Below are 12333 nucleotides of genomic sequence, written 5' to 3'. Positions count from 1 at the left end.
AGCACTTTGCGGTTCGCGTTCCTACCGAGGCAGATCGCCTGGTTTGGAGGGAAAAGAGTGACGGACAAACTGAGTGGCTAGTTTGCCGACTGACGCAGAAATTGTTTGATCAGTATTTCGTGGTAGTGCACTACTATGAAATTCTGAATTCACAAGTAGGCTTAAAATGGACAAAACCATTCAGCTCGATAATCTGGACCGACGTATCCTTCGTACCTTGCAGTCCGATGCCAGCCTCAATGGAACAGCGCTGGCTGAAGCCGTATCCAGTTCGCCAGCCTCCTGCTGGCGAAGAGTCCGGGCATTGGAAGAGGCAGGCATCCTTGGGGCTACCGTTCGTTTGATTGATCGACGGGCAGTCAATCGCGATGTCGATGTGATCTGCTCGCTGCGGCTCAAGTCCCACGGCGAGCAGGATGCCGAAGCCTTCGAACGCTTCGTTGCAGATCAGGAGAACATTCTCGAGTGCTATACCTTATCGGGTGAATGGGATTATCTGCTTCGGATCGTCGCGGCTGATATTCGAGACTACGAGCAGTTCTTGATGCACACCCTGTTGCGACATCCCTCTGTCGCGAATGCCAGCTCACAGTTCGCGCTATCGCGGGTGAAGTACACCACTCGCGTGCCGGTCTGAACCCGATCACCATCGGCTGCACCTGACCCGCCTTCAATCCACGCTGCCTCAGCGCGTTCTGTCCGTGAAATTGCAATTTCACACAACTACCGACTAATATACGATCCATATACATTTCATATTGGATTTGACAGTGGGTATCGTAAAAATTTCAGAAGCCATGCACGAGAATCTGCGCGTCGCCAGCGATGCGTTGAGTCGCTCGATCAACGCCCAAGCCGAGCACTGGATGCGCATCGGGATGCTTGCGGAGTTACATCCCAACCTGGACCACAGCGACATCTGCCGCGTGCTGATTCGTGCCGAACTGGCTGGCGGCCTCGATGTAAAACAGCTGTGCGCACTCGCCGATCTTTCGCAAAGCGCCCAGGTTGATGCAGCATCAGGAGCCAAGCAATGAAGGCCAATGTAAAGCTCAATACCCCGGCGGAAATAGCCATGTCTCGGGCTGCGGGCACGCTGGCCGCCGAGGTCCTGGCCATGATTGCTCCGCATGTCAAAGCGGGGGTCACTACCGACGAACTGGATCAGCTCTGTCATGACTACATCGTCAATGTGCAGAAAGCCATTCCGGGGAATGTCGGCTATCACGGCTTCCCGAAAACCGTGTGTGCATCGGTCAACCAAGTGGTCTGCCATGGCATTCCTTCGGCCACGCCACTCAAGGATGGCGACATCGTCAATATCGACATTGCCGTTATCAAGGAGGGTTGGTACGGCGACACCAGCCGCATGTACTTCGTGGGAGAGCCCGGCCCGGAAGCCCGACGTCTGGCAGAGACGACCTATGAAGCGATGTGTGCCGGTATTCGCGTCGTCCGCCCCGGCGCTACCCTGGGTGACATTGGCCATGCCATTCAGACTGTGGCAGAAAGAGACGGATTCAGCGTCGTGCGCGAATACTGCGGTCACGGTATCGGCAAGATTTATCACGATGAGCCTCAGGTCCTTCACTACGGCTTCCCAGGCCAGGGCCTGAAACTGAAAGCCGGCATGATCTTCACCATTGAACCCATGTTGAACGCTGGCAAACGCCATGTGAAAACGCTGGCTGATGGCTGGACCGTGGTCACCAAGGATCACTCACTCTCGGCTCAGTGGGAGCATATGGTCGCGGTCACTGACGACGGCTTCGAGGTTCTGACCCGTTGGCCCGACAGTGTCGATGGGTATGCCGCCATCGTTTAGGCGCAGCTGGCCTGATCAATCGCAAAATGGCGCTAGTGGTTTTGAAACTTCTACAGTTAGCATTGAGGTTTATCAACGCGTAACCGAGTAGGCCGAACATTGATCGAGCGACGCCAATTCAGCGGAGGCATGAAGGGGAAAAATCTCCGCTATCTGAATGAGAACCCCAACGAGAAGACTCAAATGGTCCGGGCAGGATTTCTGTTGCTTGAGCATTTCTCGTTGCCCGCATTCACGCAAGCACTGGATACGATTGTCACCGCGAATCTTCTGCGCCCCGGGTTGTTCTCGTCCCGTACGTTCGGCTTGACCGATGAGGAGGTCATCAGTGACCTGGGTCTGGTCATTCGGCCAGATGCCCGTTTCGATTGTTCAGCGATCCAGGACCTGGATCTTCTGGTCATTTGTGGCGGCTACAGGACAGAACTCAAAGCGACGGACGAACTCATCTCCCTGTTGAGGGCTGCATCAGACCAGGGTGTCAGTCTGGCCGGGTTGTGGAATGGCGCATGGTTCCTGGGAAGGGCAGGCTTGCTTGACGGGTATCGCTGCGCGATTCACCCCGAACATCGCCCCGCGCTCGCGGAAATCTCCAAGGCGACGCATGTCACCAGTGAGCCCTACGTCATTGATCGAGACCGGCTCACGGCTTCCAGTCCCTCGGGGGCATTCCACATGGCGCTGGACTGGATCAAAGGCTTGCACGACAAAGCCCTCGTCGAGGGGATTGAGGACATCCTGGCTTTCGAGGAGTCGCGTTATCGGCGGATAAAACCGACTGAAAATGTCTGCGTGAGTGCGCCATTACGCGAGGTGGTGAAGCTGATGGATGCCAACCTCGAAGAGCCTCTGGAGTTGGAGCAGTTGGCGGTATACGCAGGCCGTTCGCGTCGACAACTTGAGCGTTTGTTCAAGGAGCAACTGGGCACAACGCCGCAACGGTATTACATGGAGCTGCGAATTACCGAGGCGCGTCGACTGCTCCAGCACACAGAGCTGTCCCAGGTGGACGTGTTGGTTGCGTGTGGCTTTGTATCGCCCAGCCACTTCAGCAAGTGTTATAGCTCGTACTTCGGATACAGGCCTTCCAAGGAAACGCGACTCGTCAAATAGTCCCCCTGAAGATGGAGCTTTTGGACAGCTGGGGTACTACGACCCCCAGTTGCCAGCGGTGCTGATTGTCATGCTGCTTCGGTATGGAAAGGATAGTCCGTGTAACCCACTTCGGTGCCACCGAAGAACGTCTCGCGGTCGTACGGGTTCAGCGGCCAGCCCTTGCGCAGGCGCTCTGGCAAGTCAGGGTTGGCGATGAAGTGGCGGCCAAAAGCGACCAGGTCGGCATCGCCGGCTTCAAGGATCGCCTTCGCCGATTCACCGGAAAAACCGCCCGCCGCGATAAGGGTGCCCTTGTAGTGCTGGCGGATGAGTTGGGACGCCACCGGATTCTGGTCCCGGCGCTCGTCCTCGGCGACACCTAAAATGCGCGGCTCGATCAGATGCAGATAGGCGAGGTCCAGCTTGTTCAGCTCGCACGCGACATAGGTGAACAGGCCAACGGGATCGCTGTCGGACATATCGCCGAAATTGCCGCTTGGCCCCAGACGCACCGCCACCCGATTGCTGCCCCAGACGGAGATCACCGCTTCTACTGCTTCCAGCAGGAACCGGCTGCGGTTCTCGAACGAGCCACCGTAGATATCCGTACGTTTGTTGCTGCCGTCCTGGAGGAATTGATCGAACAGGTAGCCGTTGGCCGAGTGCAACTCCACGCCGTCGAATCCGGCTGCGATACCGCGTTCGGCCGCAGTGCGGAAGCTGTCTACCAACCCGCGGATTTCAGCGATGGTCAGTTCGCGCGCCGGGCTGCCGGGGGTCCAGCCGTTCTCGGTGAAGGCGAGGCCGCCGTGGTCCACAACGGAAGGGGCCACTGGCTGGGCGCCGTCCGGCTGCAGCAGGCTATTGGACTGGCGCCCGGCATGGTAAAGCTGCAGGAAGATTTTCCCGCCCTTGGCATGAACGGCGTCGGTCACAAGTTTCCAGCCAGCGATCTGGCTGTCGTCATACAGACCGGGAGCACCGAGGTATCCATTGCCATTGGGTGCGGCGATAGTGGCTTCGCCAATCAACAGCCCGCCAGCGGTTGTACGCTGGGCGTAGTACTCGGCCATCAACTGGCCGGGGATGGCGCCCGGCTCGGCACGCATACGGGTAAGTGGCGCCAGAACGACGCGATGGGCAATTTGGTAGGGGCCAATTTGGATGCTCGTATGCAGTTTGGACATGACATCGATACCTGGCAGTGGTGGGATGGGCGCAATGTAGGCGTAAAATTCGTGGAGAAAAATATCCCGCGATGCCGAACATTTCGGATGGTTTTTCCGTAATCCCGCCTTGTAGGTTGGGTTGTACCGGGGCAAGCAGGAACAGCGATGGAAAGTCTGAGTGGCATCTCAATGTTCGTGCAGGTTGCCGAAACGCGCAGCTTTACCGAGGCCGCCCGCCAGTTAGGGGTGTCGTCCTCGACCGTGGGCAAAACCATCGCTCGGATGGAGGAACGCTTGCATGTACGGCTGTTTCATCGCAGTACACGCAGCATCACGCTGACGGCCGAGGGGACTCTGTTCCTTGAGCGATGCCGCCGCATCCTCAGCGAGGTCAGCGCTGCCGAGTCCGAGCTGTCAGGCCTGGCTGGCAGTCCACGTGGGCGGCTTCGCGTGGGCACACCTCTACTGGGCGACCTGATGATGCCGGCCTTTGACGGGTTCATGGAGCAGTATCCGGAAGTCGAACTGGATATCGATTTTTGCGATCGCATGGTCGATGTGATCGAGGAGGGGTTCGATGCGGTGATTCGGACCGGCGAGCAAACCGATTCTCGCTTGACCGCGCGCCGCTTGGGTTCCTGTGCACATGTGCTGGTGGCGTCGCCGACCTATCTCAAGCGACATGGTGTACCCGCTAATCCGCGTGAACTGGAACGCCATTCATGCCTGCAACACAAATTCCCCGCAACGGGAAAGCTGGAGCGTTGGCCGCTGCGGCTCGAAGCCTCCGAGGCTGAATTGGTTCTGCCCGCCACGATGACGTCGAACACGATCGAGCCTCTTGCCTATGCCGCAATCCAGGGCAGAGGCATTGCCTTTCTGCCTACCTTCCTGGTGCGCGAAGCGCTGGAAAGCGGCCAACTGGTCACCGTGCTGGATGATTACTTGGACCGCCAAGTCGTCTTCTGGATGCTGTGGCCAGCCAGCCGTTATGCCTCGCCCAAGCTGCGCGTTTTCATTGACTACATGAGTGCGCACCTGCGTATCTGATTCCTCACGCCTCCAGCCTCACGCCTCCAGCCTTAGCTTGCGATTCGACGCAATAACTCATCTGCGTTCTTGCAGACGAGAAAATCCCTGCTTAACTCTGAACATATGGTCAGTCAGTGACTCATTGGTCACGGCAGCCATCCGAGCACCCTCGCGCTGTTGTTGCTTGTCCGTGTTGCCAGATTAAGCCCGAGGAGGCCTATGCGTTGACGCTTGAAAACAACCCTGAGTTATTGATGTATTGGCCTGGCACTTCGCTGTCAGGTCCACGTGTTCTGCTGTCTGCGATAGGGCCCTGTGGGCATCCCTCGCGCTGTGCGCTTAGTCCAATGGGTTCAAGGAAGTAAATGTCATGATGCCGAAAACTGCCATCGTCGAGATCTGCGGGAAGTACAAGGTTTATACCGAGCACTATCTCAACACTGCCGCTGACAAAACCATCATTCTGGTCAACGGCTCACTGGCAACGACCGCATCTTTTGCCCAAACGGTGCGTTACCTGCAGCCGCGATTCAATGTGGTTCTCTACGACCAGCCCTACGCCGGTCAGTCGAAGGAACACAACCTCCACGGCCAACCGATCCGAAAGGAAGACGAGGCAGCGATACTGCTGGATTTAATCGAACACTTTGGTGCGCACCACGTGCTGTCCTTTTCCTGGGGCGGTGCGGCCACCTTGTTGGCGCTGGCCCAGCGGCCGCGACGAATCGAGAAGGCGGTGATCAATTCATTCGCAGCGCGGATCAATACGCCGATGCGCGATTACCTGGAGAGCGGCCTGAACCATCTCCAGGCTTGCGACCGCCTCAATGTCGGTCGCTTGATCAACAGCACAATCGGCAAGCACCTGCCATCGCTGTTCAAGCGCTTTAATGACCGCCATGTCAGAAGCCTGGCCGAACACGAGTACAGGCAGATGCATTTCCACGTCAATGAGGTGCTGACCCAAGACACCCATTGCTATGTCGCCTGTGCCGCTGCCATCGAAATACCGCTGCTGTTTGTCAACGGCGAATGGGATGAGTACACCTCGGTTGAAGACGCCCGGCTGTTCGCCGATCATGCGTCGCAGTCCCGGTTCCATACCATCAAGAACGCCGGGCACTTCCTCGATATGGAACATGCGGCGGCCTGGCAAGACACCCGGCAGGCCTTGCTCGGTTTTCTGGACCCGGCTTCCAGGAGGCAGGGCCGCGTTGCCTCAGATATCCAGGTCAATCACGTATGAGCGATTAAATTCCGGATTTTCATTAATGCCATTTTTTGCATAGCCCCGGGCGTTGCAAATGACGCGAGTTTTGCCCACCTGGTAGTCAAAGCTCCCATGGGTATGGCCATGCAGCCAAAGTGCCGGCTGCCAGACCTTGATCCGGTCTTCGAGGTCTGAAACAAAACTCGCGTTAATCGGCGAACTCTCAAATAGCGGGCTTATGCTCAACCGTGTCGGTGCAAAATGCGAAACCACCACCGTGGGAGTGGTTCTGTCGCGGGTGAAGCAGTCTTCCAGCCAGGCGACGGTCTGTAAAAAAATCAGTTGGGAAACCGCCGGGCTGAACAGGTCTGGAAAATCGGGCGAGATTTTTATGTGGGTGAAGTCCCGCATGAGCTTCGTAGCCAGATCAACACCCTGTGCCCGATGCTCAGCAGAATCGAAAAGACGATAGTCAGACCACAGCGTGCAACCCAAAAACCGCACGCCGTTGTGGAGATACTCCGAGAGTTCCAATACGTGGATCTGTGTGCCTTGCGACAACCTGTTCAAATGTTCGTAGGTAGAGATCAAGTCACTGCCATAAAACTCGTGATTCCCTGCCACGTACACGATCGGAACAGGGCACGATTTGGCCCACTCAATGGCCGCAGCCGGTCGGGAGATGTCTCCCGCGAGGACGACAATATCGGCATCTACATCGGGAAAAGGTAACGCGTTGACGGACAAATGGATGTCTGACAGCAAGGCGATGCGCATCGATCAACTCCTGCCTGTTTTGAATGGCAGCCCATTCTACTGACAAGTTGATAACCTCCTGCCACACCTTATTTTTGTTGCAGCCAGAGGTGCTGGCGTTGCAGAACCGATTGAGCCGTCTCTCCCACCAGTTCGCTGTAAATGGCAGGAGCAGTGGCGCCTTCGGTGCTGATGAGCAGAACCCGTGAGCACTCATCAATGCCCACTTCCGCGGCCAGGTGGGGCGACTTGAGCAACTGGATCAACCCCGCGAGCCCGGCCACCGCCGATTCACCGGCCACCAGCGGAACGTCCCGATCACTGCCCCTCGCCAGCATGCGCATGGCGTTGACGGCGTCCTCGTCTTCAATCGTCATGAAATGGTCGATGCTGGTCTGCAGGAACTTCCAGGCCAGGGGCGAGGTTTCACCGCAGGCCAGCCCGGCCATCACTGAGTCCACCGAGCCTTGGGTTTTCGCCGCATGGCCGGCGAGGGCGCTTTGGAACAGGCAGTCGGCCTGTTGCGGTTCAACGACGATCATCGCCGGTCGTGCTGTGCCATAAAGCTCCCAGAAGTAACTGGCGAGGCCAGCCGCCAGACCACCCACGCCGCCCTGAAGGAACACGTGAGTGAAGGCTTGGCCATCGGCCTGCTCAACGACTTCCGCTGCAATAGTGCCGTAGCCTTGCATCACATCCCGGGGAATGTCTTCGTAGCCCTCGTAGGAGGTGTCGGACACCACCTGCCAGTTGTGCTCGACGGCCCGCGCGGCGGCTTCTTCAACCGATTCATCGTAGTTGCCGGGGACTCGCACGATCTGCGCACCATAGGCGGCGATGGCCTGTTCCCGTTCGATGCTAACGTTGGCGTGCAGCACGATGACGCAACGGCAACCGACGCTTTGTGCCGCCGCGGCGAGGGCACGGCCGTGGTTGCCGTCGGTGGCGCTGATCACCGTAAAGTCCTTCAAGGCGTCGCCGTAGTCGCCCATCAGCAGGCCCCGGGGTTCGAAAGGGTGTTCGGGAAACAGCCGCAGGATTAACCGCACCAGGGCAACCGGTGCGCCCAGCGCTTTGAAACTGCCCAGCTGCGAACGGCTCGACTCATCCTTGACCAGAAGCTCGTCGACACCGAGATGGGCGGCCAGGTCGGGCAGGCTGAACAAGGGTGTGCCGGCGCGGTTAAGTGTGTTCCAGTTCGCCAGCCAGATGCGGCTTTCGGCGGCTGTCTGAATGTTCAGGATGGCCTTGAGGTCATCGGGATAGATATCACGGCTGGCATTGGGGTTGGCGATCAGCATCGTCGGCTCCAGGTGGTGGGCAGCGGAGTGAAATAATATCTCGCAACTGTCACACTCATTTCTTGAAATTGGCGCCGTCGTCGTACTTCCATTACTCATTCATGCGGTTTACATCAATTTTATTGCGAGCCCCTTCTCTATGAGTCTCGATGCCTTCGATCTGAAGCTGATTGCAGAAGTCCAGCAAGACGCTGGCCTGTCCCAAAGCGAATTGGGTGCTCGGGTCAATTTGTCTTCAGCCGCCGTTAACCGCCGCCTTAAACGCCTGACTCAGGATGGCTTCATCAAAGGCACTATGGCAGTGGTGGATCAGGAGAAGCTCGGCTACCCGCTGACCATCGTCGCCCAAGTCGAAGTGGAGAGTGAGCGTCTGGATTTGCTGGACGCCATGAAGCGCAGCTTCGCCAATTGCCCGCAGGTGCAGCAGTGTTACTACGTCGCCGGGGAGTGGGACTTCGTGCTGGTGTTGGCGGTGCGCAACATGGAGCAGTACACAGAGTTGACGCGTGAGTTGTTTTTCGAGAACAACAACGTCAAGCGCTTCAAGACGCTGGTTTCCATGAGCAACGTCAAGGTGGGGTTGCAGGTGCCGGTGGAGGTAGCCCGATCTTGAGTAGTCAATGTCGGAGTAACCTGCGCCAGCTACTAACTGAGCTGCGCACCACGCGCCTCTAACAACTCCCGCAATACCGACCGATGGCAATGCGCTTCATCTTCGCAATAACAGCCAATGGCCAGTGACGTTTGATGGGACAACGCTGCCAACAAATCGAGCAATTGGCTGGGCGCCGGGTGGTTCATTTCAGTCTTGAACTTGCGCTTGAAGGCTTCCCACGCCTTGGCGTCTTCCGCTGCTTTGGCTTCTGCGACCAGTTCTGCACTGGGAGACAGCAGCGGCTGCCACACGTCATAAAAATCCCGGCTGGCAAACTCGGTCTTCGGCACGCCACGCGGCGGGCGCCGCACCGTGCCCAGGCGCAGGCCTTCATCGGCGGCGCGCGGTGAACCGAGGCGCACGATATGGATGGGCATGGTCGATGTGTTCCCTTATCCCCGCGAGTTTTCGAACCACTCCAGCGCTGTGCGCCAGATGCAGATCCCCAGGAAGTAAGCCGACATCAACAGCCAAAGCCCCATCACCAGCGGGTTGATCACCGGATGGTTGACCACCAGCGACAAGCTGCACAGCAGCCAGATGGCCGTTACCGCGATGTTGATCGGCATGAATTTGCGCACGCGGAACGGGTGGAGAAACTTCATCCGGGTCACGGTCAACAGGGCCAGGCCGATGATGGTGAGAAAAGTGATCCACGGCGACGGGGCGATGATGTACAGGCACAAGGCGACCACGTTCCAGGCGGCGGGGAAGCCCTGGAAGTAGTTGTCCTTGCTCTTCATGTTGACGTTGCAGAAGCAAAACAGCGACGAGACCAGAATCAGCGACACGGACAGCAGCAGCGTGTAGTCCGGAAGGGGGATGTAACGATAAATGAACAGCGCGGGGATAAACACATACGTCAGGTAGTCGATGACCAGATCGAGGATCGAGCCATCGAAACTTGGCAGTACCGACTGGACATTGACCTTGCGTGCCAACGCGCCATCCAGCCCATCGACGATCAGGGCGACGCCCAGCCACAGCAGGCAGTTTGTGGCCTGGTTTTCCAGCAGGGCGAGGGTCGCGAGGAAGGCAGTGACCACGCCGGTGGCGGTAAAACCATGGGCGCCCCAAGCTTTGAGCCTGGCGATGTGTAGGGTCGATATCACGGGGGCGTTCTCCAGAAAGTGAAGCAAGCCTGTTATCACCCCCTTCAATTGGGGGTGTCGGCAAACCAAGTCAGGTTGCATGTATCGACCGGGTATCCGGGGATAAGGTTCACCCTCTGTAAATCTTAGCTGGGCCGCAAAAAAATACCCCGGGTAAATCCGGGGTATTAAATGAAGCATCGGCGCAGGGCGATACGTTTTACTCAAACGCAGTGATCGGCGGGTTGATCGGGTCCAGACAGGCTCAATCACAACGCCTTGCTCATGAACACCCGACTTGTGCCTGGCGGGTCGCAAGGCACTTCCCCGAAGCGCTGCCAGCCGTGCTTTTCATAGAACTGCGGGGCCTGGAAACTGAGGGTATAGAGCACCGCCGAGCGGCAACCGCGACGACGGCCTTCGTCCTCGTACGCTTTGAGTAGTCGAGACCCGAGCCCGGAGCCGCGCAGTGACTCGGGCAAGTAGAAAAGATCAAGAAATAGCAGACCGAGCGACGTACGCCCGGTAATACCGCCCAGCACCTGATGGGTATCCGGATCGCGGACCGTGACCGCCAGCGACTGGCGGTCGTTGATGCCGGTCATCTGATCATTGAAGGCACTCAGCCCGGCGCTGAGTACGTGCTCGACTTCAGGTTCGATGACGTCGCTGACGACAATCAGGTGGCGGTCCATGTGTTCGTTGATCCTGTGGGCATCGGGTTTGCGAGGGTAGAACACTTGCAGCCGATGGTCATCAGGGTCAAGGGCAATAAGGGTTTCACGTCAGCCAAACGGTGGTGGCGCATTTGCCGGCGAGGACTATCGTTGCCTGACTGGATCACTCCGATCGATGAGGACATCGTCATGAACACCAGCGATCTGCTCGAACAATTATTAAGGGCCGGCCAAGGCTCAATGTCGCAACAGGGTGGCGGTGGCGCGTCGGCCCAAGGTGGTCTCGGCGGTCTCGGTGGATTGCTCGGTGGCCTGTTGGGCGGTGGTGCCGGTTCAAGCGCAGGGGGCGGTGGCCTGGGTGGTTTGCTCGGTGGTCTGCTGGGCGGTGGCTCAACCATGGGCGGTTCGACCCAGACCCGCTCGGGTGGCGGCACCAACTACGCGGCGCTGGCTTCGCTCGGAATGATGGCATTCCAGGCCTATCAAGCCTGGCAACGCAGCCAGGCCTCGGCGCCGCAACAGGCACCGCGCACTGTCGACCTGTTGTCCGGCCCGGAAGTCGAGGACCACAGCCACGCGATCCTTCGTGCATTGATTGCAGCGGCGAAGGCCGATGGCCGGATTGATGATGCCGAGAAACAGATGATCAGCACCGAAATCGGTCGCCACACCGACGACCCAGAGCTTCAGCAATGGCTGGACGATGAAGTCGCGAGGCCGCTGGACGCTGCCGATGTGGCGCAGTCGGCCACGGATTCCGGCATGGCGGCGGAGATGTACCTGGCCAGTGTGATGCTGGTGGACGATCAGCAGGACGCCGAACGTAGCTATCTGGATGAACTGGCTGCGGCGCTGAGTATCGATCCGGAGCTGCAGGTGCATCTGGAGCAACAGGCCAAAGGTGGCGTGGCCTGATGATCGTTCCCACGCTCTGCGTCACTAAGATGCCAGGCATGGCTCTGGCTTCGTGGAAGGAACGCGGAGCGTCCCGAGAGGCATTCCCACGCGGAGCGTGGGAACGATCATGAAAAAACGGTCTGGCCTCTACCGGGACTCAGGTGCTTTCGGCACCAGAAACGTAACGCCGAAACTCTCGGCGATTGCCAGGATCCGCGGCAAATCCTGCGGCACTTTGAGCTGATCCACCGCGGTAAAGAACTGACCACCGCGCGGATCAGACACCACGCCGATCATCTTCGCCGTCGCGCTGATGTTCTTGTAAGCATGAACAGTCCCAGCAGGAATATGCACATAACCGCCGGGGAAAATGGTGGTGGCATTGCCCGCAACCGTCACTTCCACCTGCCCGTCAATGACGTAGAACGCTTCGTCCCAAGGGTGAAAGTGCGGAGGTGGCCCGCCGCCTTGCACGCCTTCCTGGATATGCATTTCAAAAGGCTTGCTCAGATCCCCGCCCGCAAGAATGGTGATGGCCTCACCCACAACACTGACCGGGTCGGGGGTTTTTTCGGGCTCGATGACATGAACCGTTCGCATGATTGCTCTCCGAAGGATGAGTCCA

Annotated in this window: 15 protein-coding genes; 8 read left to right on the top strand and 7 right to left on the bottom strand. The window is 58.2% G+C overall.

Annotated elements, in window-relative coordinates; translation table 11 throughout:
• The first annotated feature begins 166 nt into the window (after window positions 1-166).
• The 4 genes from CKW16_RS25570 to CKW16_RS25555 all read left to right on the top strand — a co-directional run bounded on the left by CKW16_RS25570 (window position 167) and on the right by CKW16_RS25555 (window position 2938).
• Window positions 167-637, top strand: a complete 471-nt coding sequence (locus tag CKW16_RS25570) for an Lrp/AsnC family transcriptional regulator (RefSeq protein ID WP_095131677.1) — start codon at window positions 167-169, stop codon at window positions 635-637.
• 133 nt (window positions 638-770) lie between these two features.
• Window positions 771-1037, top strand: a complete 267-nt coding sequence (locus CKW16_RS25565; RefSeq protein ID WP_095131675.1) for a ParD-like family protein — start codon at window positions 771-773, stop codon at window positions 1035-1037.
• Entirely contained in the window at window positions 1034-1825 is a 792-nt protein-coding gene (map, locus tag CKW16_RS25560) for a type I methionyl aminopeptidase (protein WP_095131673.1), read from the top strand. Before CKW16_RS25565 ends, map begins: the two co-directional genes overlap by 4 nt.
• Before the next feature lie 99 nt (window positions 1826-1924).
• A complete protein-coding gene (locus CKW16_RS25555; protein ID WP_176471602.1) occupies window positions 1925-2938 on the top strand; it encodes a GlxA family transcriptional regulator in 1014 nt (337 codons plus the stop codon).
• A gap of 68 nt (window positions 2939-3006) precedes the next feature.
• Here CKW16_RS25555 and CKW16_RS25550 read toward each other — a convergent pair whose 3' ends face one another.
• Entirely contained in the window at window positions 3007-4107 is a 1101-nt protein-coding gene (locus CKW16_RS25550; protein ID WP_095131669.1) for an alkene reductase, read from the bottom strand.
• A gap of 147 nt (window positions 4108-4254) precedes the next feature.
• Between CKW16_RS25550 and CKW16_RS25545 the strand changes: the two genes are divergently transcribed.
• Both CKW16_RS25545 and CKW16_RS25540 read left to right on the top strand, forming a co-directional pair.
• Entirely contained in the window at window positions 4255-5139 is an 885-nt protein-coding gene (locus CKW16_RS25545) for a LysR family transcriptional regulator (protein WP_095131667.1), read from the top strand.
• Window positions 5140-5491: 352 nt separating this feature from the next.
• Entirely contained in the window at window positions 5492-6367 is an 876-nt protein-coding gene (locus CKW16_RS25540; protein ID WP_095131665.1) for an alpha/beta fold hydrolase, read from the top strand.
• On the opposite strand, the gene CKW16_RS25535 is transcribed toward CKW16_RS25540, so the two are convergent.
• A complete protein-coding gene (locus tag CKW16_RS25535) occupies window positions 6341-7108 on the bottom strand; it encodes a metallophosphoesterase (protein WP_095131663.1) in 768 nt (255 codons plus the stop codon). The genes CKW16_RS25540 and CKW16_RS25535 overlap by 27 nt on opposite strands.
• Window positions 7109-7176: 68 nt before the next feature.
• A complete protein-coding gene (locus tag CKW16_RS25530) occupies window positions 7177-8388 on the bottom strand; it encodes a diaminopropionate ammonia-lyase (RefSeq protein WP_095131661.1) in 1212 nt (403 codons plus the stop codon).
• A 139-nt stretch (window positions 8389-8527) separates the two neighbouring features.
• Here CKW16_RS25530 and CKW16_RS25525 point away from each other — a divergent pair, with 139 nt between their 5' ends.
• Window positions 8528-9001 carry an Lrp/AsnC family transcriptional regulator gene (locus tag CKW16_RS25525; protein WP_095131659.1) on the top strand — a complete coding sequence of 158 codons (474 nt, stop codon included), beginning with the start codon at window positions 8528-8530 and terminating at the stop codon, window positions 8999-9001.
• Window positions 9002-9033: 32 nt separating this feature from the next.
• Here the strand turns inward: CKW16_RS25525 and CKW16_RS25520 are convergent, their stop codons facing one another.
• The 3 genes from CKW16_RS25520 to CKW16_RS25510 form a co-directional block, all read right to left on the bottom strand.
• Window positions 9034-9420 carry a DUF488 domain-containing protein gene (locus CKW16_RS25520; RefSeq protein WP_095131657.1) on the bottom strand — a complete coding sequence of 129 codons (387 nt, stop codon included), beginning with the start codon at window positions 9418-9420 and terminating at the stop codon, window positions 9034-9036.
• A 15-nt stretch (window positions 9421-9435) separates the two neighbouring features.
• Window positions 9436-10155: a phosphatidylcholine synthase gene (pcsA, locus tag CKW16_RS25515; protein ID WP_056741835.1), complete on the bottom strand. Its 720-nt coding sequence runs from the start codon at window positions 10153-10155 to the stop codon at window positions 9436-9438.
• Between the two features lie 248 nt (window positions 10156-10403).
• Window positions 10404-10829 carry an N-acetyltransferase gene (locus CKW16_RS25510; RefSeq protein ID WP_095131655.1) on the bottom strand — a complete coding sequence of 142 codons (426 nt, stop codon included), beginning with the start codon at window positions 10827-10829 and terminating at the stop codon, window positions 10404-10406.
• Window positions 10830-11000: 171 nt separating this feature from the next.
• Between CKW16_RS25510 and CKW16_RS25505 the strand changes: the two genes are divergently transcribed.
• Window positions 11001-11726 carry a tellurite resistance TerB family protein gene (locus tag CKW16_RS25505; protein WP_095131810.1) on the top strand — a complete coding sequence of 242 codons (726 nt, stop codon included), beginning with the start codon at window positions 11001-11003 and terminating at the stop codon, window positions 11724-11726.
• Between the two features lie 129 nt (window positions 11727-11855).
• Here CKW16_RS25505 and CKW16_RS25500 read toward each other — a convergent pair whose 3' ends face one another.
• Window positions 11856-12308 carry a cupin domain-containing protein gene (locus CKW16_RS25500; protein ID WP_095131653.1) on the bottom strand — a complete coding sequence of 151 codons (453 nt, stop codon included), beginning with the start codon at window positions 12306-12308 and terminating at the stop codon, window positions 11856-11858.
• Between the last annotated feature and the right edge of the window lie 25 nt (window positions 12309-12333).

The organism is Pseudomonas sp. Irchel s3h14, from assembly GCF_900187425.1.
GTDB lineage: Bacteria > Pseudomonadota > Gammaproteobacteria > Pseudomonadales > Pseudomonadaceae > Aquipseudomonas.
The sequence above is the reverse complement of the archived record's forward strand: the minus strand, read 5'-3'. Positions and strand labels throughout refer to the sequence as shown.